23 protein-coding genes are annotated in these 24,821 nt (G+C 69.1%); 9 read left to right on the forward strand and 14 right to left on the reverse strand.

The features are described 5' to 3' along the window. Positions 1–344: 344 nt before the first annotated feature. Positions 345–1,196 (forward strand): helix-turn-helix domain-containing protein, encoded by an 852-nt coding sequence (locus C8D87_RS31035; protein WP_170166644.1) that lies wholly within the window; start codon positions 345–347, stop codon positions 1,194–1,196. Next, positions 1,171–1,353, forward strand: a complete 183-nt coding sequence (locus C8D87_RS31040; RefSeq protein WP_112229356.1) for a DUF397 domain-containing protein — start codon at positions 1,171–1,173, stop codon at positions 1,351–1,353. Before C8D87_RS31035 ends, C8D87_RS31040 begins: the two co-directional genes overlap by 26 nt. On the opposite strand, the gene C8D87_RS31045 is transcribed toward C8D87_RS31040, so the two are convergent. Continuing rightward, a complete protein-coding gene (locus tag C8D87_RS31045) occupies positions 1,331–2,662 on the reverse strand; it encodes an O-antigen ligase family protein (protein WP_112229357.1) in 1,332 nt (443 codons plus the stop codon). The two genes, C8D87_RS31040 and C8D87_RS31045, sit on opposite strands and share 23 nt — an antisense overlap. After that, positions 2,641–3,477, reverse strand: coding sequence for a YveK family protein (locus C8D87_RS31050; RefSeq protein WP_146771920.1), 837 nt, complete (start codon positions 3,475–3,477; stop codon positions 2,641–2,643). Before C8D87_RS31050 ends, C8D87_RS31045 begins: the two co-directional genes overlap by 22 nt. Before the next feature lie 137 nt (positions 3,478–3,614). Between C8D87_RS31050 and C8D87_RS31055 the strand changes: the two genes are divergently transcribed. Next, entirely contained in the window at positions 3,615–4,583 is a 969-nt protein-coding gene (locus tag C8D87_RS31055; RefSeq protein WP_109641759.1) for a TolB-like translocation protein, read from the forward strand. Here C8D87_RS31055 and C8D87_RS31060 read toward each other — a convergent pair. Genes C8D87_RS31060 through C8D87_RS31070 form a run of 3 tightly spaced genes read right to left on the reverse strand, consistent with a single transcriptional unit; the run spans position 4,576 to position 8,224 of the window. Further along, entirely contained in the window at positions 4,576–5,769 is a 1,194-nt protein-coding gene (locus C8D87_RS31060; RefSeq protein ID WP_112229359.1) for a rhamnosyltransferase WsaF family glycosyltransferase, read from the reverse strand. The genes C8D87_RS31055 and C8D87_RS31060 overlap by 8 nt on opposite strands. Further along, a complete protein-coding gene (locus C8D87_RS31065) occupies positions 5,766–7,202 on the reverse strand; it encodes a lipopolysaccharide biosynthesis protein (protein WP_109641801.1) in 1,437 nt (478 codons plus the stop codon). The genes C8D87_RS31060 and C8D87_RS31065 overlap by 4 nt, the downstream gene beginning before the upstream one ends. Further along, positions 7,199–8,224: a glycosyltransferase gene (locus C8D87_RS31070; protein WP_233442380.1), complete on the reverse strand. Its 1,026-nt coding sequence runs from the start codon at positions 8,222–8,224 to the stop codon at positions 7,199–7,201. Before C8D87_RS31070 ends, C8D87_RS31065 begins: the two co-directional genes overlap by 4 nt. 109 nt (positions 8,225–8,333) lie before the next feature. Between C8D87_RS31070 and C8D87_RS31075 the strand changes: the two genes are divergently transcribed. Next, complete coding sequence (locus tag C8D87_RS31075; RefSeq protein WP_112229361.1) at positions 8,334–9,176, forward strand: glycosyltransferase; 843 nt, start codon at positions 8,334–8,336, stop codon at positions 9,174–9,176. Between the two features lie 12 nt (positions 9,177–9,188). Here C8D87_RS31075 and C8D87_RS31080 read toward each other — a convergent pair whose 3' ends face one another. Genes C8D87_RS31080 through C8D87_RS31090 form a run of 3 tightly spaced genes read right to left on the reverse strand, consistent with a single transcriptional unit; the run spans position 9,189 to position 14,276 of the window. Next, positions 9,189–10,436, reverse strand: coding sequence for an MFS transporter (locus tag C8D87_RS31080; protein ID WP_112229362.1), 1,248 nt, complete (start codon positions 10,434–10,436; stop codon positions 9,189–9,191). Between the two features lie 7 nt (positions 10,437–10,443). Then, the gene (gene asnB / locus C8D87_RS31085; RefSeq protein ID WP_112229363.1) at positions 10,444–12,267 is read right to left on the reverse strand and encodes an asparagine synthase (glutamine-hydrolyzing); all 1,824 of its coding nucleotides are present in this window, start codon (positions 12,265–12,267) and stop codon (positions 10,444–10,446) included. 2 nt (positions 12,268–12,269) lie between these two features. Further along, entirely contained in the window at positions 12,270–14,276 is a 2,007-nt protein-coding gene (locus tag C8D87_RS31090) for a glycosyltransferase (RefSeq protein ID WP_112229364.1), read from the reverse strand. A gap of 206 nt (positions 14,277–14,482) precedes the next feature. Between C8D87_RS31090 and C8D87_RS31095 the strand changes: the two genes are divergently transcribed. Then, entirely contained in the window at positions 14,483–15,814 is a 1,332-nt protein-coding gene (locus C8D87_RS31095; RefSeq protein WP_112229365.1) for a glycosyltransferase family 4 protein, read from the forward strand. After that, entirely contained in the window at positions 15,814–17,106 is a 1,293-nt protein-coding gene (locus C8D87_RS31100) for a UDP-glucose dehydrogenase family protein (RefSeq protein ID WP_112229623.1), read from the forward strand. The genes C8D87_RS31095 and C8D87_RS31100 overlap by 1 nt, the downstream gene beginning before the upstream one ends. A gap of 270 nt (positions 17,107–17,376) precedes the next feature. Here C8D87_RS31100 and C8D87_RS31105 read toward each other — a convergent pair whose 3' ends face one another. Next, positions 17,377–18,072 (reverse strand): PIG-L deacetylase family protein, encoded by a 696-nt coding sequence (locus C8D87_RS31105; protein ID WP_109641743.1) that lies wholly within the window; start codon positions 18,070–18,072, stop codon positions 17,377–17,379. Between the two features lie 35 nt (positions 18,073–18,107). Between C8D87_RS31105 and C8D87_RS31110 the strand changes: the two genes are divergently transcribed. Both C8D87_RS31110 and C8D87_RS47145 read left to right on the forward strand, forming a co-directional pair. After that, positions 18,108–18,563 carry an SLATT domain-containing protein gene (locus C8D87_RS31110; RefSeq protein WP_233440229.1) on the forward strand — a complete coding sequence of 152 codons (456 nt, stop codon included), beginning with the start codon at positions 18,108–18,110 and terminating at the stop codon, positions 18,561–18,563. Positions 18,564–18,574: 11 nt separating this feature from the next. Beyond that, the gene (locus C8D87_RS47145) at positions 18,575–18,781 is read left to right on the forward strand and encodes a hypothetical protein (protein ID WP_215732541.1); all 207 of its coding nucleotides are present in this window, start codon (positions 18,575–18,577) and stop codon (positions 18,779–18,781) included. Positions 18,782–18,915: 134 nt separating this feature from the next. Here C8D87_RS47145 and C8D87_RS31120 read toward each other — a convergent pair whose 3' ends face one another. The 3 genes from C8D87_RS31120 to C8D87_RS31135 form a co-directional block, all read right to left on the reverse strand. After that, entirely contained in the window at positions 18,916–20,019 is a 1,104-nt protein-coding gene (locus tag C8D87_RS31120) for a right-handed parallel beta-helix repeat-containing protein (RefSeq protein WP_146771921.1), read from the reverse strand. 270 nt (positions 20,020–20,289) lie between these two features. Next, a complete protein-coding gene (locus C8D87_RS31130; protein ID WP_112229624.1) occupies positions 20,290–21,057 on the reverse strand; it encodes an enoyl-CoA hydratase/isomerase family protein in 768 nt (255 codons plus the stop codon). A gap of 14 nt (positions 21,058–21,071) precedes the next feature. Next, complete coding sequence (locus tag C8D87_RS31135; protein ID WP_215732542.1) at positions 21,072–22,028, reverse strand: magnesium transporter CorA family protein; 957 nt, start codon at positions 22,026–22,028, stop codon at positions 21,072–21,074. 69 nt (positions 22,029–22,097) lie between these two features. Here C8D87_RS31135 and C8D87_RS31140 point away from each other — a divergent pair, with 69 nt between their 5' ends. Next, positions 22,098–23,423 carry a serine/threonine-protein kinase gene (locus C8D87_RS31140; RefSeq protein ID WP_233442381.1) on the forward strand — a complete coding sequence of 442 codons (1,326 nt, stop codon included), beginning with the start codon at positions 22,098–22,100 and terminating at the stop codon, positions 23,421–23,423. On the opposite strand, the gene C8D87_RS31145 is transcribed toward C8D87_RS31140, so the two are convergent. Both C8D87_RS31145 and C8D87_RS31150 read right to left on the reverse strand, forming a co-directional pair. Further along, positions 23,408–24,274, reverse strand: a complete 867-nt coding sequence (locus C8D87_RS31145) for a hypothetical protein (RefSeq protein WP_112229368.1) — start codon at positions 24,272–24,274, stop codon at positions 23,408–23,410. The two genes, C8D87_RS31140 and C8D87_RS31145, sit on opposite strands and share 16 nt — an antisense overlap. Further along, positions 24,267–24,758, reverse strand: coding sequence for an RNA polymerase sigma factor (locus C8D87_RS31150; protein WP_233442411.1), 492 nt, complete (start codon positions 24,756–24,758; stop codon positions 24,267–24,269). Before C8D87_RS31150 ends, C8D87_RS31145 begins: the two co-directional genes overlap by 8 nt. Positions 24,759–24,821 lie beyond the last annotated feature (63 nt).

Here is a 24,821-nt window from a genome sequence, read left to right on the forward strand (position 1 = left end):
GCAGGAACACGTGTTCGAATGCCATTCCACAATCGGGTGAACACGCAGGTCAGCGGCCCTATGGCACCGTGCGCGCACACTCTCTCTAGTGCGCAACACGCGCCCAGCAACCACCTGCGCAACCGGCGCCCGTCGCACGCACCAGGTCCACGCCCCGCAGCCATCTATGCACGGCGACCACAGAAATTCGGTCCGGCGCACGCCCGACGCAGGAAGGCATGTGCCGGGTCGGCGTAAGGCGAAGCCGTGCCGCCCCAACGCAAGGCACGCATCCGCAGAACCGTTGCGTTTTCACCCGAACGAGCCGGTACCGTGGAGTAAAACCAAGGCATAGCGTCGGGCGCATGACCGCGACCACCTCCACCGCCTACAGCCGGGACCTCGGCGACGAACTGCGGCTGCTGCGTGAGACGTGCACCAATCTCAACGGCCGCGCCCTCGCGATCCACCTTGGCTGGGATCCAAGCAAAGTCTCGAACATCGAGCACGGCAAAGCGCGGGCCAGCGAAATCGATCTCGTCCAGTTCCTCACGGCCTGCGGCAAGGACCTCGACTACTTCCACGAGTTCCGCAACAGGTACCACAACGCGTTCGACCCGTACTTCGCCCAGGTCTCCGACAACCTCCGCACGCTCGCGATGACGGAGTCGATGGCCAAAAAGATCACGGCCTACGACGTCCTGACCGTGAACGGCCTCATGCAGACGGAGAACTACGCACGAACGTTGATCACGGAGACCAGATGGCACGACGAGGCTGAAGTGGAGAAGTTCGTCCAGATCCGCATGGAACGACAGGCGGTCATGCGGCGCCCGAACCGCCCCGAGTGCGTGTTCTACATCCATGAACTCGCCCTGCAGATGCTGCTGGGTGATGCGAAGACCGTAGAGGACCAGTACCTGCGCTTGCTCTTCAACACCCACGTACTGCGGGTCGTGCCGGCGGACGTCAAGGCTGCCGCCTTCCAGTCGAAATGCACGATCTACGAGTTCGAGAAGGCGCCACCGGTGGCCTACACGGAGACCGACATGGTTCAGGTGTTCGCCCAGGACAGCGCCGCTGTCGAGCAGAGCAGGAGGCTGTTCGAGCGACTAGATGCCGTTGCCTTGGATGAGGAACAATCTCGGAGCAAGCTGGCGGAGTACGTCAGCGGACTGCGAGAGGACCCTCATGACCACGGAACGGACCTGGCGTAAAAGCAGTCGCAGCCACGGCAACGGCAACACCGATTGCGTCGAGGTGTCGCTCGCCGGCAACGCCCTGGTACGGGACTCGAAGAACGCGAGCGGCGCTGTTCTCGCGTTCTCCGCCCCGGCGTGGCGCGACCTGGTCAGCTGGCTGGGCTCCCGCTGACCGGAGCCGTCCTGACGGCGGCCTCCTGTCTGGCTGTCCGCAGCAACGCACCGGAAGCGCCTATCAGCAGGAACGTCAGCCCGGTCGCCACGCTGAAGCTGAGCGAGTCGAACGTCGCGGCCCCCAGCGCCGACGTCAGCATCGCGCCGACCAGGCACACGGCGATGCCGCGGATGTTCTCGTCCTTCGACAGCGCGCGAGCCCGCAGCGCCGCGAAGATGCCGCCGAGGAACAGCAACACGAAGGCCAGCAGGCCCAGGTAGCCGTTCTCGATCATCGTCAGCAGGTACTGGTTGTCGAGGATCGTGTACTTCGACGGCAGGAACGTGCCGAAGCCGCGGCCCAGCCACGGGTGTTTGGCGATCTCCAGCCACGCGCCGTCGTAGTCCTTGGTGCGGCCCTGGAACGACGGGTCGTCCTCGATGTTGGAGAACATCGACGTCACCGTGCCGAACAGGCCCGGCACCACGGCCGCCGCGCCGCCCAGGAACACCGCGCCCACGCCCAGCAGGGGCAGGCCTCGCCGGCGGGGGAGCAGCAGGCCGAGCACGATGCCCGTCACCACGAGGCCGATGATCGCGGTGCGGGACAGCGACAGGATCGCCATCAGGCTGAGCAGCGAGAGCGCGAACCACCAACGGCCCTGCGGCTCGCCCCGGTCACGCGCCTGGAAGACGAAGTGCGCGGCGAACGGTACGCCCAGGACGCACACCAGGCCGAACTCGATGGGGTGGTTCACCGTGCCCGCCGGGCGGAAGAAGATCGACCGCGACTCCAGCGCCGAGTAGCCGTTGTCCTGCACGCGCAGGCCGGGCAGGGTCACGTACGACGCGAGGTCGACGCCCAGGCCGAACTGGATCAGGCCGATGAACGCGCCGAACGTCAGGCAGCCCACCATCACCCGCAGCAGGCGGCTGAGTCGTTCGCCGGTGCGGACCGCGTCGCACACGAACACCGCGAGTGCCGCCATCGCCACGATCCGGACCAGGGCCGAGTCCGACACCGACAGCTCGTCGGCCGGCAGGTAACGGCGCGTGGCGATGGCGTAGGTCGTGAGATGCAGGACCACGTACGCCGCGAGCAGGGTGCGCACCGCGTTGCGGCCCTTGGCCATCGCCAGGTGGTCGACGAGGTGCGCGGCGAACCACACCACCGCGAGGCACAGCGCCACGAACAACGCCGGCGGCAACGTGATCGGGACGAACGCGATGGTGAACCTGGCCGGGACGACGAGGAGGGCCAGGACGTAGAAGATCAGCAGGGTGGCGCCGTCGGCACGCTGCTCGGTCAGTCGTCTTTGGTCGGCCATGCCGGGTTCGGTGGCTTGGGCGCGGGGATGATGACCGTCTTCTGGTGCGCGTTGGGCACGCCCTGGGCCGGGGGGCGGTGCGGGTGCCCGCCGTTGCCCTGCGGCTGCGGCCGGGCCGGGGGAGCGTGCGAGGGCGGCGGCGCTGCGGGAGCGTCCTTCCCGGACGGTGCCCCGCCTTCCTTGTGGCGCTTGATCTTCAGCAGGATCGAGTCGGCGGCGAACGTCGAGGCGATCGTCAGCAACAGGAGCACGACCGTCGCCGCGCCCACGTACCGGACCTTGCCCCCGATCTTGGCCGAGGCCGTCGTCGGCTTCACCAGGATCTGCGCCGTGATGAACGTCTGCTCGGGCGCGTTCAGCGCCTTCTGCTGCGAGGCGAGCTCGGCCACGGTCTTGTCGAGCACCTTGCCGACCAGGCCCTCGGCCGCCTCCGCCGAGTCCGCCTCGGTCGAGACGAACAGCAGCGGGCCGCCGACGGGGCCGGTGTTCGCGGTGTAGGTCGCCGTGGAACCCTTGCCCGCCAGCTCCTCCGCCGTCTTCGGGTCGCCGAGGATCTGGGTCAGGATCTGGGCGGTGGTCGTGAGGCTGCCGTCGAACTGCAGCAGCGGGTTGACCTTGACGACGTCCTCGGGCTTGGTCTTCTCCGAGTACCGGCCGCCCGCCGCGGGGGAGGTGAGGACCAGCACGCCGCTCGACTCGTAACGCGTCGGCACGGTGATGTAGACGTACAGGGCGAGGACACCGGTGAGCAGCACCGCGGGCAGGGCTATGTACCACCGCCGCCGCAGCACTCGTACGGTTCCCCAGAAATCCATCAAAATCCCCGATCCGCGGCTCGGTCTTGCGAACGCAATGTTTGTAGGGTATCGCCTGCCTGGAAAATCGTGGTGAGCTGCCAACTGTTACAGGCCGTAGCCGTACGACGATGAAGAAGAGGAATCCAGGAGGCAGCATGCGTGTACGACGACTGACCGTGACCGTCGCGGCCATTCTCGTGGTCATCGGCGGGACAGCGGCGTATGTCGTCACAGCCGCCACCGAGGCGAACGAGCCGGCCGCCAACGCCGAGCACGTCTCGCAGGCCAAGACCGGTGATCTGCTGTTCGTCGACCTCGCCGGTGGGCAGAACCGCGTCGAGAAGCTCGCCGGCGGCGGTGCCCGCACCTCGACCGAGCTCGCCTGCCAGCGGTTTTACGTCGCCGGCGGCACGAGCGCGTGCCTCAAGCTCGCCGGTCCCGGTCCGTCCTACGCCGCCGAGATCAGCCGCGACGGCAAGGTCGTGAAGACCGTCGCGCTGCCCGGCATCCCGAGCCGCGCGAAGGTGTCCCGGTCCGGGAACGTGGTGTCCTGGACCAGTTTCGTCACCGGCGACTCGTACTCGGTGCCCGGCGGGTTCTCGACCCGCACCGGCTTCTACGACGTCCGCACCGGCGAGACCGCCGAGTCGCTGGAGCACTTCGCCGCCACTGTGGAGGGTGCCCCGCTCACAGCGCGTGACATCAACTACTGGGGCTTGACCGTCGGCTCCGACGACAGGACCTTCTACGCGACGCTGGCCAGCGGTGGCTTCACGTGGCTGGTCAAGGGCGATCTCGCCGCCAAGACCGTCACGTCGCTGCGCCGCGACGCCGAGTGTCCGTCGCTGTCGCCGGACGGCACGAAGGTCGCCTACAAGAAGCGCATCGGCCGTCTCGGGCCGTGGGACCTGGCGGTGCTGGACCTCGCCACGAACACGGAGAAGCGGCTGCCCGGCACAGCAGGAATCGACGACCAGGCGACGTGGCTGAGCGAGACTGAGCTCGCGTTCGCCGCGGTGCCCAGGGACGCCAAGCTGCCCGCGGTTCACGTCACCCCTGCCGACGGCTCGCAGCCCGCGAAAGTCCTGATCCCGGACGCCACTTCGCCGTCGCCCGTCATGTAGCGAGTTCGCGGCGGAGCACCTTTTCGAGCTCATGGCCTGCCGCATCCCAGGAACGTCCCTCCACACTGGACGCGGCCGCGCGGGCGATCGCGTCGAAGTCCGGCGATGTGACCACTTCGGACAGCGCACGCGCCAGTGAGTGCGGGGTGGGTGCCGCGTACCGGACGTGGTCGTTGTCCAGGACCACGCGGTTGAAGTGCGCGTCGTTCACCACGGGGATGCAGCCGGCCGCGAGCATCTCGTGCGGAACGAGTGACACGTTGGTCATCGACAGTGACAACCCGGCGAAGCAACGGTTGTAGATGGCGTTCAGGTCGTCGGGCGTGACCAGGCCGTGGTCGACGAACTGCGGCCCCAGCTGCCCGATCTTCTCGCCGTAGACGTGGATCTTCACGTCGGGGTGCTTCTCGGCGAACACCTCGAGCGCCAGCACACCCAGCTCGAACGCGCGCCGCGGTGCCTTGCGCCGGGCGTAGAACACGATGCCGTCGCGCTTCTCGCCGCCGAGCTTGTACCGGTCGGCGTCGCAGCCGAAGTCGAAGTGGTCGGCGGGCATGCCGTGCTCGTCGCGGACCTTGTCGGCGAGGAACCGCCCGGCGGTGAAGCCGTGCATGCCCATCCGGTAGGTGTTCTCCGCCAGCGCGTAGAGGCCGCCGGACGGGTAGAACCACGGCTCGTAGTCCTGCACGAGGTAGAACCTCTTGCCCGCGCACGGGTCGTTGAACGCCGGGTACGCGGTGATCCACGCCGTCGCGAACACCGCGTGGGCGTCGGCCATGCCGTCGGTCACGTCGTGGATCGGGCCTTTGAAGAACGGGAACGCGTCGCGCACCACGGGTTCGAGGTCGGCGACGGTGTTGCCGAACGTCTCGTACAGGTACAGCCGGCACTCGTGGCCGAGCGACTCGAGGTGCTGGATGAGGCGGAACATCGTGGTGTGGCCACCGGATCCCCTGGACGGGGGAGCGGTCACCCAGTTGATCGTGAGCTTGCCGTCCTGCGGGATCGGCGGGATCACCACGGGCCTGCGCGACTCGACGTCGGCCTTGCGGACGTCCTCCAGCCGCACCGGCAGGTCCTCGCCCTCGGCGCCGAGCTTGCGCGTCGCCGCGTTGAGGACGCGGATGCCGAGCTGGCGGGCACCCTGCTCGCGGACGATCTTCGTGACCTGTCTCAGTCGTCTCACGCGTCGGCTCTCTTCCGCAGCACACCAAGGATTTCGTGTCTCATCGGGAACACCACGAGCACGTAGGCGAGGCACGACAGCGTGCCGCCGACGAGGATCTGCAGGAGTTCACCGTCGATCAGGCTCCGCACCGCGAGCACGACCGCGACCATCAGCACGCCACCGAGGAAAGGCCGCAACAGCCGGGCGCCCAACGCACCCGCGCGCACGCCGTAGGGCTTGAACGCGATCAGGTACGCGGGCGCGATGAGCAGAACCGCGACGATCACGTGGGCCACCGCGACCCCGCGGATGCCGTCGAGCTTCGCGCCCAGCGCCAGCAACGGCACCAGCGCGCCCAGCCACACCAGGTGGATCACCAGGATCGCCCGCGACCGCCCGGCGGAGGCCAGGTAGTCGTAGCCGAGCTCCAGCGCCACCCGGACCGCGCCGAGCAGCACCAGCATCGCCAGCGCGGCCGCCGCGGGTGCCCAGCGCTCGCCGTAGACGACGCGGATGAGCGGTTCGGCGAGAGCCGCCAGCAGCACGCACGCGGGCACGGTGACGAGCGCCAGGAGGCCCAACGCGCGCCCGAACGACTTCTGGAACAGCTCGGGGTCCTCACGCACCTTCGAGAACGCGGCGAGGGAAACGCTGCGCACCGGGGCGGAGAACGCCGACACCGGCCAGCTCGCCAGGTTGAACGCCAGCAGGTAGAAGCCCAGCGGCACGGTGCCGAGCAGCGAGCCGACCACGATGTAGTCGACGTTCATCACGCCGAAGATGAGCAGGCTCGACCCGGCGAGCGGCAGGCCGAACGCCAGCAGCGCCCGTGCCTGCACCGGGTCCCAGCCCGGTCGGAACCGGTCCTTGGTGAGCCAGAACATGATGATCGCCGCGGCCAAGTTCTGCACGATCCGCTGCCACGCGAGGCTCCAGGCACCGAAGCCCATGAACGCGAGTACGACGGCGACGGCGGTGCCGCACACGAACGCGGCCGTGTCGGCGTAGAACTTGTGGTCCTGCCGGAAGTTCCGCTGCATCATCGCGCCAGGAACCGCGGTCGCGCCGGCGATGACGAGGGCCACCGACATGAGCTGGATGACGCCGGTCGCCTCCGGTGTGTCCATCGCGTTCGAGAACCACGGCGCGCCGATCACGCAGATCAGCGCCAGCAGCGTGCCCGACGCGAGCGACAGCGTCGTGACGGTCGGCGCCATCTTCTCGACCGGGTCGTTCGTGCGGACCAGCGCCGCGCTGACACCGAGTTCGGAGACGCTCAGCACGATGTTGAGCACGACCAGGGCGACCGCGAAGACACCGAACTGCTCGGGCGCGATCAGCCGGGCGAGCAGGATGCTGAAGCCGACGGCGGCGAGCCGTTGCAACAGCGAGTTGACGGCACTCCACCGAATCGCGGAGGAGACCTTGCCTTCGAGTTGCCGGGTGCTCACCACTCGCCCCGCCACTTCCAGCGCTGCGTGCCGACCCACAGCTTGGCGCGCTTGTAGGCGTGGGGCGCGAGGAACAGCTGGGTGCGGCTGAGGAACGAGGGGCTGAACTTCCGGCGCCGCAGCAGTGCCCGGTACTCCGGCAGCTCCTCCAGCGCGGGGTAGGTCTCGCGGGCGAAGCCGAGCAGCTCCTTCTCGGTGCCGTCGAGCTGGTCGCGGTCGTGCAGCCGGACCGCGCGCCACAGCGCGTCACCCGCGATCGCCTTGCGCACCAACGGCTTCAGCCGCGCGGGCAGGCCGGGGTTCTGCTCCAGCACCAGGTCGAACACGTCACGGCGCTGTTCCAGGTCGGCGAACACCGACTTGAACGTCGTGCGCATCATCGAGTTCTCGTGCACCCGGTAGTACGCGGCAGGCTTGCCGCTGACGTACCCGATGTCCGACACGGCCGCGATGCGCAGCCACATCTCCAGGTCGCCCGCGTGCGGCAGATCGGCGCGGTAGCCGCCGACCTTCTGCTGGATCTTGGTGCGCACCACGACCTCCGGCGAGGAGATCACGTTGCGGCTGCTGCGGAAGCGGTTCTCGATCCACTCCTCGCCGCGCCAGACCTTCGACGTCGTCGGCAGCTGGGTGACCTTCGGCAACGCGTCGTGGTCGCTGTAGTAGACGACCCGCCCGTAGACCATGCCCACGTCCGGGTTCTGCTCGAAGACCGCGGCCGCGCGCTGCAACGCTCCCGGTGCCAGCAGGTCGTCCGCGGACAGCAGCACCGTGTAGTCGGCGCTCGCCCAGTCCAGCAGGCCCTCGTTGTACGTGGCGATGTGCCCTTTGTTCACCTCGTGCCGGTACCCCTCGACGCGCTTGTCGGCGGCCATCAGGTCGGCCATGACCTCAGGGGTGTTGTCCGACGACGTGTCGTCGATCACAAGCACTCGCACGTCCACACCGGGCTGGTCGAGGACGCTGCGGACACAGACCGGCAGGAAGTGGGCGTAGTTGTAACAGGGGATCACGACGTCCACTGTGGGAAGCGTTGGCACAACCTGGTTATCGGTATGGCGCCGTTTTCGTTAGCGCCGCAACGTTTCGTGCCGTTCGGACGATGTAGTGGTGACCGGAGTAAGGGGAGTCATGGACCACGTCATCCTGACGCGCTTCAACCTGCCGTCGAAGGGCGCCGAAAGTTACGTGCGGGCGAAGGAAGGATGGCTGACCGAGCGCGTTGCGCTGTTCGAGCGCTACTGCCTGCCATCGGTCCTCGCCCAGACGGACAAACGGACGCGGTGGCTCATCTATTTCGACCCCGAATCACCGAAGTGGCTCAAGGACAAGATCGCCGGACACGGTGACGCGTACACGCCCGTTTACCGCGCGGAGGTGTCGCGGGAAGAGCTGAGGTCCGACATCCGGTCGCTCTACTCCCAGACCGGCGACGAGCTCATCACCACGAACCTGGACAACGACGACGGCCTGGCCGTCGACTTCGTGGAACGGCTCTGCGCGGCGCCGCGGCCTACGACCACGGCGGCGTACTACCTGGTCAACGGCCTGATCAAGTCGCCGGGCGGCCTGTACCACCGGGTGGACCGGCACAACGCCTTCGTCTCGGTCCGCGAGACCTGGGACGAGCCCGTCACGTGCTGGGCGCACTGGCACAACCACATGCACCTGCACTTCCCGGTCGTGGAACTGGGCGGCGCGCCGGGCTGGCTGCAGGTCGTGCACGGCGGCAACGTGTCCAACCGCACACGCGGCCGGCTGGTCTCGCCGGAGCCGTACCGGGCGTCGTTCGGTGACTCGCTGGACGACGTGGCAGCGCCTGACCTGAGGGCCGTCGCGCAGGACCGGCTGGTGGCTCAGCCGATCCGGTTCATGCGCGACTCCGGCCGGGTGGCCGCGAAGAACGCGGCGATGAAGGTGCTGGGCAAGGGCGGCTTCGAGGCCGTCAAGCAGAAGCTGGCTGCTCGCGGTTGATTCCGCTTCCGCTCACGAGCGCTTTTCTCGTGAGCGGAAGCGGACCTGGTCTCGTTGGTTCAACACAGCGCTGATGATCAGCGTGACGGTGAGTGCGGCGAGCGCCACCGTCACGCCCGTCCCGAAGCTCGTGTACTGCAGCAGCAGTCCAAAAACGACGGACGAGACGAGACGCCCGAGCGCTTGGCCCGTCTGCACGACGGAAAGCCCCGATGCCCGCAGCGACTCCGGCGCCGTCTCGCTCACCTTCGCCGACAGCACGCCGTCCGTGGCCGCGTAGAAGAGTCCGTGCAGCACCAACGCGACCACCGCGACGACCATCCCGCCCTCGGGGATGAACAGCAGCGCGTACACGCCCAGCAGCAGTGCGTGCCCGGCGAGGAACATCCGCCAGCGGCCGGCCCGGTCCGCGAGCTTCCCGAGCGGCGTGGCGGCCGCGAGGAAGACGACCGCCGTGCCGAGCGGGAGCAGGGGCAGGAAGCCGAGCGAGATGTTCGTGGCCTTCTGCACCAGCACGTAGACGAACGCGTCCGACACCGTCGCGAGCCCCAGCAGACCGGCGGAGATGGTGGTACGGCGGAACTGCCGGTCGTTCAGCAGGTCGAGGCCCGCCCGGAACGACGGCCGCGGCCCCTTCGGCTTCTCCTTGGCAGGGGTGTCCCGCACGAACGAGATCAGCACGATCAGGCCGATGACCGCGAACGCCGCGGACACCGCGAAGATCGGCCCCGGCACCATGCCGATCTGGGCGAGCAGCAGGAACGTCACCAGCGGCCCGAGGAGCGCGCCGAACGTGTCCATGCTGCGGTGCACGCCGAACGCCGCGCCCAGCCGGTCCTCGGGTGTGGCCAGTGAGATCATCGCGTCGCGCGGCGCCGTCCGGATGCCCTTGCCCGCCCGGTCGGCGGCCATCAGCGCGCCGATGCCGAACGGTGAGGCGCCGACCAGCGGGAAGAACACCTTCGTCGCCGCCGACAGCCCGTAACCCGCGGCCGCGACGGCCTTGGGCTTGCGGAACTTGTCCGAGATGCCGCCGCCGACCAGCCGCAGCACCGCCGTGGCGCCGGTGTAGATGCCGTCCAGCAGACCGAACTGCGCGTAGCCCAGCTGCAGCGTGAAGAGCAGGTACACCGGCAGGAACGCGGTGATCATCTCCGCCGAGATGTCGGTCAGCAGGCTGACCGTGCCCAGCGCGAAGACGGTGCCCGGCAACCGTTTGCGGAAGTCGGTCTTGGAGGGGCGGGACGAGGCGACGTACACGGCGGGCCTACCAGCTCAGCGTCTGGTGCCACACCTCGAGCGACAACAGCGTCCAGATGCGCGGCTGCTCGTTGCGGTCACCCGAGTCGTGGTCGTCGAGCAGCGCGCGGACCGCCGCCCGGTCGAAGGTCTTGCCCACGAACGACGTGGGCCCGGTCAGCAGGTCGTAGGCCATGTCCCGCAACCCGTCGCGGAACCACGCGTCGAGCGGCACCTTGAAGCCCGACTTCGGCCGGTCGACGACGTCGGCCGGCAGGTGCTGGCGCGCGACCTCCTTGACGACCCACTTGGTCGTGCCGCGGCGCACCTTCACGTTGCCGGGCAACGAGAACGCGAGCTCGGCCACCCGGTGGTCGAGGAACGGCGGGCGCAGCTCCAGCGACGCGGCCATCGACATGCGGTCGCCGCGTTCGAGGAGGTTGTCGGCGAGCCAGGTGTGCGAGTCGGCGTAGAGCATGCGGCGCAACGCGTCGCCGCGCCCGTTCTCGTACGGCGCCAGCACGGACCTCGTCGCGGGCCCGCCCAGCAGCGCGGCCCGTTCCGCCACCGTGAACGGCGCGAACCAGCCCCGCATGCGTTCGGCGTACGAGGGCTCGGCGATCGCGCGGACCGCGATGCCCAGCCGTGCCCTGGACGCCGGGAGGGCCTTCTCGAAGCGCCGCAGGGCAGCGGACGGCAGGACGCCCGCGTACCGGGTGGCGTTGGCGAAGCGGTACTTGGGATAGCCGCCGAAGAGCTCGTCGCTGCCCTCACCGGACAGCACGACCTTCACCTCGCGGCGGGCCAGCTCGGCGAGCCGGAACACCGCCACGTCGGCGGGCTCGGACAGCGGCGCGTCGCGGTGCCAGGACAGCTTCGCCCAGCTGTCGCGGAAGTCGTCGGCCGTCACGATCACGCTGTGGTGCCGGCTGCCGACGATGCCCGCCACCTTCTCGGCCCAGTGCAGCTCGTCGACGCGAGGGTCGCCGAAGCCGGCGGAGAACGTGTGCAGCGGGGCGCCGTCGCGTTCCCTGGCCACCAGCGCGGTGATCAGCGACGAGTCCACGCCGCCGGACAGGTACGCGCCGACCGGCACGTCAGCGACCAGCGCGTCGCGCACGGAGGCCGTCAGCGCCTCGTCGACCAGCCGGACGGCCTCTTCCGGCGTCACCGAACGGATCCGCGACTCGCGCGGCAGCTCCCAGTACGGCTCGGTCCGGACGGAGCCGTCGGCCGACACGACGAGGTGGTGACCCTGCGGCACCTTCCGCACGCCGCGCAGCAGCGTGTAGGGCGCGGGCACCGACCGGTGCGCCAGGTAGTCGTGCAGTGACTCCTGGTCGACGTCGGCCGAGCCGATCGCGGGCAGCAGCGCCTTGATCTCGGACGCGAAGGCGAAGAACGACGAGTCCGCGTAGTAGTACAGCGGCAGGATGCCCAGCCGGTCGCGGAACAGGTGCGTTTCACCGGTCTTGGCGTCGTGGATGGCGTACGCGAACTGACCGCGCAGCTTGGCGACGCCCTTCGCGCCGTGCTGTTCGTAGATCGCGAGCAGCACCTCGGTGTCGCCGTTGGTGCGGAACGGATAGGACAGCTCCGTGCGCAGCTGCCGGTAGTTCAGGATCTCGCCGTTGAACGCGATCTGCGTGGTGCCCGACGCGCCCGCCATCGGCTGCGGTGAGCCGGCCAGGTCGATGATCGAGAGCCGCGTGTGGGCGAAGCCGATCGGCCCGTCGGACCAGAAGCCGCTGTCGTCCGGGCCGCGGTGGTGCAGCCGCTTCGCCATCTCGGCGAGCAGCTCACGGGTGACGGGCGCGCCGTCGAACCGTCTGACGCCTGCGATTCCGCACATGGTCAGCGACCCTCCGCGATCTGCATGAGCTCACGGGCACGGGAGTCCCACGACGCGGTCAGCACGGCCGCACGCCGTTCAGCCGGGGTCTTCAGGCCGCCGTCCTTGAGCGTCAGGCGGATCTGGTCGATGAAGTCGGCCTCGCCCTTCGCGATGCGGATCACGTCGGCGTAGCGCTCGACCTCGGGGAAGTCCGTGGACACCACGGCGAGGCCGAGGGCCAGGTACTCCTTCATCTTGATCGGGTTCGCGTGCTTGATCCAGTCGTTGTCGAGCCACGGCATCAGCGCCACGTCGAAACCGGAGCCGTAGCCGGGAATCTGCTCGTACGAACGGAAGTCCAGCCAGTGCACGTTGGGGTACCTGGCGTAGCGCTCCATCGAGCAGGTGGCGTCACCGATCAGTACGACCGACGCCTCCGGGAACTCCTGCGCGACCTTCTCGATCAGGTCGAAGTCCACCAGGTAGTCGTCGAGGCTGCCGAAGAACCCGATGCGCGGCCCGGGAATCGACGCGATGTCGGCGGGCAGCTCGTCGCGGCGGGTGAAGTGGTCGACGTCCACGCCGTGGTCGAGGAAGTGCGCGCGTTCACCGGTCAGCGGGGACTCTTCCTCCTGCAGCGCGCGGCTCACGTAGAGCACGGTGTCCGAATTGGACAGCAGCTGGTTCTCCAGCGCGGCGATCGTGCCCTGGTCGGCCTCGGGGAACGCCGAGTGCCGGTCCGAGCGGTTGAAGATCAGGCCCTTGTGCCGCATGGGCTCCACGACGTCCCACGCCGTGGGGATGGTGGCGACGACGACCGGCGTGCCCATCCGCAGGAACAGGCACACGAGGCGGACCTGCGTGCGCACCAGCACCGAGTTGAGCTTGCGCAGCCACGGCTTGCCGTAGAACGGCAGGGGAGCGGGCGTCATCACGTAGAAGTTCGGCGTCTCCGGGATCGGCCGGCGCACGAGCATCGCGACGCTCTTGGCCTTGCGCAGGATCCGGCGCAGGAACTGCGTGCTCTTGCCGGGCGACGGCATCCGCAGGCCGATGCTGTTGACCAGCAACACCTTGCGGTGCTTCGCGACCCGGCGCAGCAGCTGGAAGTCCGAGTGCGCCCGGTTGTGGTACCACCAGTCCTGCGCCGAGAAGCACAGGTAGCTCGGGCCCTCGGAGGCCACTTCCTCCGGCCAGGTCCGCATCCGGAACAGTCCCTTCAGCGCGGCCCGGTGCTTGGGCGAGCGGGCGCGCAGGCCCTCGTTCAGCACCACCGCGAGCCACATGAAGAACGCGGCGACCTTGCCGTGCCGCTCGCGGTGCAGGCGGACCCGGTTCGCGGCCAGGAGCGACCACAGCCGCGCGTTCGTGGAGACCTCGCCACCGATGTGCGTGGCCACCGCGCGCGGCTCGTACCAGACGCCTCCGGCGCGCAGCATGTACTCGACCTCCTCCGAATAGAGGAAGTAGCGTTCGTCCAAAAGACCCAGTCGCTCGATGGTCTCGCGCTTGACGAGCCACGCGCAGCCGGTGGCCCATTCGGCCGGGTGGGCGTGCTCGTAGGCCTTGAGGTCGGTCACCATCGCGCCGAGCCCGATCCGCCCGGCGCGGTGGCCGCCGATGAGGGCCTCGGAGATCGCGGTGCGCAGCTTGGGCTCGCGGCGCAGCGAGAAGTGGGTGAGCCCGTCCACGCCGACGATCTTCGGCACGGTGATGGGCTTGTCCGCCGCCCGCAGGGTGTCGATCGTGCCGGGGTGCAGGCGGGTGTCCGCGTTCAGCACGAGCACGTCGTAGCCCTCGGCGGCTTTGATGCCCAGATTCACGCCCGCGGCGAATCCCGCGTTCACCGGGTTGCGGATGATCCGCGCGTCCGGTCGAGTGGCGGCCGCCACACTCACGGTGTCGTCGGTGGAAGCGTTGTCGACGACGAAGACCTCCACGTCGTCGGGTAGCGAGGCCAGGCATCCCGCGATGACCTGTTCGCTCTGGTACGTGACGATGACCACCGCGACAGGTGACCGCTCCACAACCGCTCCTCGCTTTTGGGCTTGTGCCCGCTACATCGAGCTTTTCGGAACCGTTGTTACCGGTGCCGTGATCGTCGGCCTTCGCCCCGTGTTCGGCGGTCAGACGGTGCCCTGCTGAGCGTCGAAGACGCGGTGGAGGTCAGCGGTCACGGCACTGGATTGGCGCGAGCTGTAACCGTTTCGCCCTCCCGAACGAGAACAAGGGCGTGACGTCATCGCCGCACGTGTTGATCATCGTGCAGAACCTCCCCGTGCCGCTGGACCGCCGGGTGTGGCTCGAGTGCCGTGCCCTGACCGCCGCCGGCTACGAGGTTTCGGTGATCTGCCCCAAGGGACCGGGTGATCCCGCTTACCAACTGCTCGACGGAGTGCATCTGTACAAGTACGCTCCGCCGCCCCAGGCCGAGGGAGCCCTCGGCTACGCGTGGGAGTTCCTGTACTGCTGGGTGCGCACGGCGTTGCTGAGCGTGAAGGTTCGCGCGCGCAGGCGGTTCCACGTCATGCAGGCGTGCAACCCGCCGGACACCTACTGGGCGCTCGCCCTGCTGTGGCGGCTCGGTGGCGTCAAGTTCGTCTTCGACCACCACGACCTCAACCCCGAGGTGTTCCTCTCGCGGTTCGGCGAGCCGAAGGGTGCCGCGGGCAAGCTGCAGTACCGGATCCTGAAGTGGCTGGAGCGCCGGACGTTCCGCACGGCCGACCGGGTGACGTCGACCAACACCTCGTACCAGAAGATCGCGTGGACCCGCGGCTCCGTGCCGCCCGAGCACACCACCGTCGTGCGCTCCGGCCCGGACACGACCGTGATGCGACCTGTCGAGGCGGTGGACGAGCTCCGGCGCGGCGGCAAACATCTGGTGGCCTATCTGGGAATCATGGGGCCGCAGGACGGCGTCGACGGCGTCCTCGAAGTCGCACGCAGAGTTGTTTCCGACCGCGGCCGCACCGACGTCCGGTTCGCGCTGCTGGGCTTCGGCGACTGCCTGGAAGACCTGAAGAAGCAGGCCACGGCCTGGGGGCTCGACCCGTACGTGGAGTTCACCGGACGTGTCGGGCCCGAACAGATCACCCGTTATCTGTCCACGTCGGCCGTCGGTCTCGGCCCGGATCCGTTGTCGCCTCTGAACGACGTGTCCACTATGAACAAGACCATGGAGTACATGGCCTACGCGCTGCCGGTCGTCTCGTACCGGCTGACGGAGACCGTGGTGTCCGCCGGCGACTGCGCCGTCTACGTCGAGCCTGGTGACGTCGAGGGGTTCACCACGGCTCTGCTGGATCTGCTGGACGACGCGGAACGCCGCGGACGCCTCGGCTTCGAGGGCAGGCGCCGCTGCGAGGCGGAGCTCGACTGGCGCCCGCAGGCCGAGAACTACGTGGCGGTGTTCGACGGGCTCACCGGCTTCGCCTCGCGCGGGCCGTTCCCCGACGGCAGGCCGGCGCTCGGTGCCGGCACCGACCAATGGGGCAACAAGATGATCGACGTGAGCGACGACGCCGTGCTCCGAGCGTTCGCCGTGAACCGAACGGGAGAATGATGTTCGTCAGAAGGATCGCGGTCGTCGGCACCGGCTACGTCGGTCTCACCACCGGCGCCTGTCTCGCGTCGCTGGGCCACCGCGTGGTGTGCGCGGACGTCGACGCGACCAAGGTCGAGCGGCTCTCGCGCGGCGAGGTCGACATCCTGGAACCCCGGCTCGCGGAGCTCGTCGCGGAAGGCCTGGCGTCCGGCCGGTTGACCTTCGTGCTCGGCGCCTCGGCCGCGGTCGCCGACGCCGAGGTCGTCTTCCTCTGCGTGCCGACGCCGATGGGTGTCGGCGGCATCGCGGACCTGCAGGCCGTCGAGTCCGTTGTGGACGAGACGCGCGACCTGCTGCCGTCCGGCTGCGTGATCGTCAACAAGTCCACGGTGCCCGTGGGGACGTCCGTCCGGACCGCGGAGCTGTTGCGGCGCGACGACGTCGCCGTGGTGTCGAACCCCGAGTTCCTGCGTGAGGGCTCGGCGGTGCACGACTTCCTGAACCCGGACCGGATCGTCGTCGGCTGCGACCAGCAGGACGCGGCCGAGCGCGTCGCCGCCCTGTACGCCCGCCTCGGCGCGCCCACGGTGCTGACCGACGCGGCCTCGGCGGAGATGGTCAAGTACGCCGCGAACTGCTTCCTCGCGATGAAGCTCTCGTACGTCAACGCGGTGGCGGAGCTGTGCGAGCGGCTCGGCGCGAACATCACCGACGTCACCGAGGGCATGGGCTACGACAAGCGCATCGGCCAGGCGTTCCTCAACCCCGGCCCCGGCTGGGGCGGCTCGTGCCTGCCCAAGGACACCCACGCGATGCTCCAGGTCGCGGACGCCGCCGACTTCGAGTTCCGCCTGCTGCGCGCCACGATCGACACCAACGAGCGCCAGCGCCAGCGGATGGTCGAGAAGGTGCGGCTCGCGGTCACCGGCAAGCGCGGCGGCTCGCTGTCCCACGTGCGGCTCGGGCTGCTGGGCCTCACGTTCAAGGCGGGCACGGACGACCTGCGCGACTCGCCGGCGCTGGCGGTGGCGGCGCTGCTGAAGCAGGCCGGTGCCGACCTCGTTGGCTACGACCCGGCGCTGACCGGCGGCACCGACCTGGGCTCGGTGTCCGTTGTGGACGATCCGTACCTGGCGGCGAAGGACGTCGACGGTCTCGTCGTGCTGACCGAGTGGCCGGACTTCCGCTCGCTGGACTGGGCGCGTCTCGCGGAGACCGTGCGGCAGCCGGTCGTGGTGGACACCCGCAACCTGCTGGATCCGGACGTCATCCGCCGTGCGGGGTTCACCTGCACGTCGCTCGGCCGGTAGTCCATTTGAGACAGTCCTTTTAGCTCGATGGTGTGAGTCGGCTTAGCGGTGTTGCCGTGCTGGCGCTTTGATCTCCGGCAACACCCGGCGGGACCAGCCCGCTGAGGTGCGTCGGAAGGTTCCACCGTGGGTGGACTCATGGACGTCATCAGCGGTCTCGTCAACCAGGCGAGCGGTCTCCTCGGCCAGGCGAGTTCGCCCGCGAACGGCCTGCTGTCCGCGCTGCCGCTCTGACGCCGGGTGACGGGGGCGCTCGACGGAGCGCCCCGCTCACCACCGCGGCAGATCCGGGCCGTGGCCGGTGATGCCCGCGAACAGGTCGGTCTCCGGCAGCGGCGCGTCGGTCGTGTCGAGCGCGCGGAAGTAGTGCTCCTGCACGGCGAACGCCCCGTGCACCTGCTGGCTCGCGTGACACCGCAACGCCTTGCGCTTCACGTCGGCGACCTCGCTGATGTCGATCGTCGTGGAACCCTCTTTGGCGGTCAGGTAGAGCTTGGCCGGGATGCCGGTGCGGTGGACGGCGAGCTTGGCCACGCGGATCACGTGCATGTGGTCGCGGTGCGAGCTGTAGTGCGTGACGACGACCTGAGGCCGGTAGTGCTCGATCAGCGCGGCGAGCCGGCCGGCCGCGGTCTCCACCGGAATGGTGCAGAGCCCGCCCTCCGGCACCTCACCGCTCAGGCCGGAGTCGTGATAGCCCAGCAGTTCCAGATCCGAGATGCCCAGCGCGTCGCACGCCGCCTGCAGCTCGGCCCTGCGATGCGCCGCCACGGCCTTCGGGTGATGGCCGACCTCGCCGGGCACTGCGCCGTTCGGAGCATCGTCGAACTCCCCGTTGGTGCATGTCACCACCACGGTTCTGGCGCCCTGTCTGGCGTAGTGCGCCAGCACGCCCCCGGTCGCCGTCGACTCGTCGCCGGGATGGGCGTGCACGGCCAGCAAGGTTCTCGGTCCACCGAACTGCACGCGGGCGAACGTACCCGGTGGCTAGTCTGCCGCGCGTGACCGACTTGCCGTCCGGCCTGAAGCCGCTGGAACTCGCCAACCACGTCCGCGCGCAGATCGAGCGGGGCCACGCCTATGCCCGCTCCCGCAAACACCGGTTCCGCTGGAAATCGGTGCTGGTGAGGCTGACGACGCTGGTCCTTTCGGCGGCGTCGACGATCATCCTCGGGCTGCAGAACCTTGATCCCTGGACGGGCACGGCGTTCTCCCTGATCGCGGTGGTGACCGTGGTGTCCGCTTTGGAGCCCTTCTTCGCCTGGCGCTCGTTGTGGGTGCTGATGGAGGACGCGAGCTACCGGTTCCACCGCCTCGAAGACGACCTGGCGTACTACATCGCCTCACGCCCCGCCGAGGAGATCGACGTCGAGCGGGTGCGCGAGATGTTCCAGCAGTACCAGGAGATCTGGGACTCGCTGAGCTCGCGCTGGCTCAAGTACCGCGACAACGGCTAGGGCCCCGTCGGTTGGGCGATCCGCTGCTGCTTCCCGCCGGCGCCGGGGACCCGGCGTTCCCCTTCGTGGCCTCGATCGACGTCGCGGCCATGCCCACCGGGGCGACGTTCGAGGAGCACCCGCGGGGGCCGCTGCGGGCGGCGATCGACGTGTCGCTGCCCTGCCGCGGCGCTCCCGTTGCCGGACGGCCGCCCGCTGCCAGGGCATCCCCGATCTGAGGAACTGGCCGACCGGTACGTCGGCGTGGAGGACTGCGAGAACGCCACCGTCCACTGGCTGATCCAGCGCGAGGACCTGGCCGCGCGGCGTTTCGACCGCGCGTTCACCAGCGTCTTCCGCAATCCGTGACCTGCTACGGCGTGCCCGCGGGCTTGCCCTTCGCGTCCGGGGCGTTGGGGTCGAGGAGGTAGTTCTCCTGCCACACCGCCCACTTGTAGCCGACGTTGTTGGAGGTCACGTAGGCCGCGCCCCAGCCGCTGCCGGTGAAGCGGTTGTTGATGGCCTTCATGTTGCGGCCGTACTGGTTGCCGTGGCTCGACTCCAGGCCGAGCTGGTAGCCGCCGCCCTCCAGGAGGTTGCCCTCGACGGTGACGTTGTCGATGTCGCCGCCGTAGGTCTGGATGAACAGCGCGCCGGTGTCCTGGCCGGTGGAGCAGTCGATCCGGTTGTTGCGGAACGTCAGCGTGCGACCGGCGTTGCGGTCCAGCGGGAAGTCGCGGACGGTGGCGCCGTCGTTGTGCGCGTCACCGGCCGTGCGCAGGCCCCGGACGTAGTTGCCCTCGGCGAGGCCGCTGAGGGTGGTGCCGGTGTTGTAGAAGCAGATGCCGGAGCCCATGCCGGTGATGTAGTTGCGCTGCAGGGTGCCGACGCCGAGGAACGCGCAGGACTTCGCGATCGTGGACGCGGACAGCCGGGAGCCGTCGATGTTCGAGTCGCGGATGGTCACCGGGGCGCCGGTGACCTGGCAGGAGTTGCTGCCGCACGGGCCGTTCGTGGTGACCAGCGGGGCGGCCTCGTTGAGCTTGGTCGGGCGGATGCAGGACTTCTCGATGGTGATGTTGCCCGCGAACAACGTCAGAGCCTGCTCGATGCGCTTGCCCGAAATGACCGTGCCCGAGCCGGGGGTCGCGGGGCCGGTGTAGACGGGCAGGGAGTCGCAGTTCAGGCCGACTGCGGCCAGACCGGTGTTGGCCTGGGTGAGCTTCCAGCCGGGGGAGCCGGCGGGAGCGGGGGTGCCGGGGTTGGCCGGGGGCTTCACCGGGCCGTTGGTGGCGGACTGCGGTGCCGGGGCCGGGGCGGAGGAGCTGCTGCTCGGGGCGGGAGAACTGCTGGACGTGCTGGTCGAGGTGGCGCTCGTGCTCTCCGCTACGGGTGTCGGGTTGACCGCCTTGGTCGGGGAACAGGCGGCCAGTGTGATGACACCACCGGTCAGCAGTACGGCCAATCTCAGTTTCACGGCTGGTTCTACCTCCACGCGCGTTCACGACGGGGGACCGTGAACTCGCTTATTGTGTCGTCGGCCGGTGCGGAATGTGTACGGAACTCGTGCGACGGAGTTCGCGCTGGGCCGTTGAACGGACTGCACATTGCACGGGCCGACGGGAGGAGTCAAGCGGATCTCCTTGTGCCGCAAGGTCATCTTCGCACCGGGCGGGAATAGTCCGTCCGTGTGAGCTGGCAGATCACGGTTTTATCTCCGAGCCATATGATTCCTTGATGTGTGAGATCAGCGACCCAGGAATGTGGCGCGGCCGGGACCGTCCGTGAGGAAGCTGTGCACAGCCCGTGGCAGATCCTGGGTCTCGAACAACGCGGACGCGATCGTCGTCACGTGAGCGTCGGCCTCCGGAACGCCTCCGTTTTCGAAGTGCGCGAGCACCTGTTTGGTCGCGGCGTGGGCCCTGGTGGGGCCGACGGCGAGCGAGAGGGCGAACTGTTCGGCGGCCAGTGCGAAGCCTTCGTCCGGCAGGACGCGGTTCACGACGTTCCAGCGCTCCAGCGTCGCCGCGTTGTAGAGGTCGCCGGTCATCACGAACTCCTTCGCGCGGCCAACCCCCGCGCGGGCGGCCAGGCGTTGCGTGCCGCCCATCGTCGGCGTGAGGCCCACGACCTTCTCCACCAGGCCGAAGCGCGCGCTCTCGGCCGCCAGGATCAGGTCGCACGCCACCGCCAGCTCGAACGCCCAGGTCAGGCACAACGCGTGCGCGGCGAAGACGGTCGGGATCGGCAGCGCGGCGAGGCGTTGCGGCAGCAGCAGCATGCGGTCGAACAACGCCTGCGCGTCCTCGCGGTACTCCTGGGCCGCGAACAGCGACACGTCGACCCCGCCGGACACGACCTTGCCCGTCGCGTTGACCAGCAACGCCCGCGCGTCGCCCAGCTCGTCCAGGGCGTCGTGGAACTCGGCGTCGAGGTCCAGGGCGTAGAGGTTGAGCGGCGGTGCGTCGATCGTGATGATCGCGAGCTCGTTCTGCCTGGTCAGATGGATCTTCATCGTGCGGGAGTCCCTCACAGCCAGTCACGGCGCTTGAACATGACGTACAGGAAGTAGGAGAGGCCGAAGATGCCCAGCGTGGCCGCCCAGAATCCCCAGGCCTGCTCGTAGCCGGGGTACGGCACGTTCATGCCGTAGTAGCCCGAGATCGCGGTCGGCACCGCGATGATCGCGGCCCAGCTGGTGACCTTCTTCATGATCGAGTTCAGCCGGTTGCCCTGCACGGCGACCTCGGCCTCGCGCAGGTTCGTCACCAGCTCGCGCATCGACTCGGTCAGCTCGGCGGTGAACAGCGTGTGGTCCTTGACGTCGAGGTAGTACGGCATCATCACGTCGTCGACGAGGTCGTGCTCGCGGTGCAGCAGCGAACCCAGCACCTCGCGCATCGGCAGCGCGACCCGGCGCAGCTGCACCAGGGCCCGCCGCAGCTGCAGCGCCTTGCGGCCGACGTGCGGTTTCTCGTCGTAGATCCGGTCCTCGAGAGCCTCGATGTCCTCGTCCAGTTGCTGGGCCACGGCGTAGTGCCCGTCCACGACGTCGTCGAGCAGCCCGTGCAGCAGGAAACCGACGCCGGAAGCGGCGAGAGCCGGAGCGCTGTCCCACCGGCGCTGCACCCCCGCGAGGTCGTACGACTCGCTCTCCCGGACGGTCACCAGCGCGTTGCGGGCGATGAAGACGTCGACCTCGCACGTCTTGATCTCGTGCTCGGCGTACCGGACCGCGTAGACCGAGAGGAACAGGTGGGTGGGGTAGCGGTCGACCTTGGGGCGCTGGCGTTCGGCGAACGCGTCCTCGATCGCGAGCTCGTGCAGTCCCAGTTCGTCGCGCAGCAGACCCATCTCGTCCTGCGACGGCGCGCAGAGGTCGAACCACACGACCGCGGAGGGATCTTCCAGGTGCCGCGCGACGTCGGCGACCGGGAAGTCCCGGTCCACGAGTTCGCCGTTGCGGTACAAGCGGGTCCGACCCATGGGTGACAACGATACGTAGATCTACTCAGATGTGAGGTTCCAGCCCGAGTTCCCGCTACCCTCGATCCGGTGAAGGTGGACCAACCACAACGCATAGGCGACTACCTGCTGCTCGGCAGGCTTGGTCGTGGTGCCATGGGAACGGTCTACCTGGGGCAAGGCAGCGACGGGCGGCAGGTCGCCGTCAAGGTCGCCCGCGCCGAGCTCGCCGACGACCCGCGCTTCCGCGAGCGGTTCCGCCGCGAGGTGCAGATGGCCCGCGCGGTCGGCAGCGCCGGCACCGCGGCGGTCGTGGACGCCGACACGCGCGCGCCCCGCCCGTGGATGGCGACGGAGTACGTGCCCGGCCCGACGCTGCAGGAGGCGATCGAACGGCACGGCCCGCTGCCGGAGCACCACCTGCGCCGGCTCGCGGAGGGCCTGGCCGAGGCGCTCACCGCGATCCACCGCGCCGGCCTGGTGCACCGCGACCTCAAGCCGTCCAACGTGCTGCTCGGCGCCGACGGCCCGCGCGTGATCGACTTCGGCATCTCGCGCGCCATGGAACACACCGCGCTGACCGAGACCGGGATGGTCTTCGGCACGCCGGGCTTCCTCTCGCCGGAGCAGATCACCGGCCAGGAGGTCGGCACGCCGAGCGACGTCTTCGCGCTGGGCGCCGTCCTCGTCTACGCGGCCACGGGCAAGGGGCCGTTCGGCGAGGGCCCGACCGCGACACTGCTCTACCGGGCCGCGCACGGCGAACCGGACCTCGACGGCGTGCCCAAGCCGCTGCGGCCGCTGGTGCAGAAGTGCATGCACCGCGACCCCGCGAAGCGCCCGGAGCCGGCCGAGGTGACGCGCCTGCTCTCCCAGGTCGTCTCGCCGAAGCCGGCGACCACCAAGCTGCCCGCGCCGATGACACCCGCCGCGGCGACGTTCTCGACGTCGCGGATCGTGCCGTTCGCGTGGGGCCTGACGAACCTCGCCGCCGGCCTGCTCGCCGCCGCGATCGCCGACCCGGCCGCCGGGGCCAACGGTGCCACGCAGCTGCTGGCGCTGGCCGCGTTCTGCGTGCTGGTCGTGCGCGCGGTGCGGTACTTCGGCGCCGCCGCCCGCAGCAAGATCGTCATCGAGATCAGCCGCGAGGGCATCGCCACCACGCGCAACGGCAAGTTCCACCAGTACTGGTGGTACGAGCTGGCACGGGTGCGCGTCGTGCCGCACAAGAAACGGCCGTGGGTCGTCGTCTGGCTGAAGGACCCGGCGCCGCGCCGGTTCTTCGGCGCGAATCACGGCGGGGTGCGGGTCTTCCCGATCGCCCACGAGCGGTCCAGACGGCGGCGCCAGCGTGACATCGCCGAGCTGCGCGCCGCCCTGGCCTGGTACCTGCCCCGCTCCTACGACGGGCGCTGATCGGTCCACTCGTAGGTGATGGTCACCGACCGCGGCGGCATCCCCTGCGGCAACGGGCTGGTCGCGGTCTCGACCTCCTCCTTGCCGGTCACCCGGCCCGTGGCGGGATCGATGGCGAACTGGACAACGCTGCCGTCGACCGACAGCCTCCCGTCGTTCCAGCGGATCTCCGGAGACTCGGCGAGCGCGCGGTACACCGCGGCCTTCTCCTCGATCGTCGTGAACGGCGAGAGCAACCGCGGCGACGCGGCCAGCAGCTTCTGCTTCGGGTCGGCGGGCAGCGGCGTGGAGACGCTCTCCTCCTTGCACGGGGTGGCTGCGCAGAACGTGGTCCACAGCTGCGGGAAGCTCATCGTGCTCAACGTCTGCTCCGGCCCCGGCTGCACGCCGGAGATCGGCCGGCGCTGCCCGGTCTCCCTGCGGTAGATGACCACCATCTCGTCGTTCCCGGTGGGCAGCCACACGTCGTACTCGAACTCGACCAGAGTCCTGCCGACCCCTTGGACGCCGAACGACGAAGCGCTGATCACCTCCCAGATCCGGTAGGTGATGTGCTGGTACTTGGCGGCCGGCTTCTCGCTCAGCTCCAGCAGGGTCGCGGCCTCCTGGAGGGACGTGGCAGGTGTGCTGGGCATCGTGGCGGGCGCGTCCCGCTGGGCGGGCCTCAGCAGGACCACCAGCCCGGTGATCATCACCACGCCGACGGCCGCGGCCGCGATGCCGACCCAGCGCGGTGCCCGGCGCACCGGCTTCTCGGCGAACAGCTGCTCGCGCAGGCGGGCCAGCCGCACGTCGTCGGCGCCCCGGACCGGGTACAGCTCGGCGAGGTCGTCGTCCAGCACGTCACGCATGTTCCACTTCCTTCAGCTTGGCGCGCAGGCGGTGCAGGCGGGATCTGGCGGTCGAGGGGTTCATCTCGAGCGCCTCTGCCGCCTCCTGCACGCTCAGCCCCGCCAGCGACACGAGCAGCAGCAGGTCGCGGTCGGTCTCCTGCATCTTCGCGAGTGCACCGGCGATCCGCCGCAGGTGCGAGCGGGCGTCGATGCGGGTCACCACCGTGTGCTCCAGCGTCTCCGCCACGCCGAGGTCGACGCCGTAGCGCTCGGCGGTGCGCAACAGCCGGGTCTCGCGTTTGGCGTGGCCGCGCAACAGGTTCGTCGCGATGCCGTAGAGCCAGCCGACGACACTGCCCTTCCCGGGGTCGTAGGTTTCCTTGCTGCGCATGGCTGCCAGGAACGTCTCGCTGACGAGGTCGTCAGCGACGTCAACACCCACCCGTCGCGCGAGATATCGGTGCAGCGGGTGGGCGTGCTCGTCGAACAGCTCCGCGAACATCACGACCCCAGTTGGCTTCTCGCGGCACGGGTGTTGCAGTGACGTGGGTCACAATTGAGTGGA

Origin of the sequence: Lentzea atacamensis, assembly GCF_003269295.1 — a bacterium.
Taxonomy (GTDB): Bacteria; Actinomycetota; Actinomycetes; order Mycobacteriales; family Pseudonocardiaceae; genus Lentzea; species Lentzea atacamensis.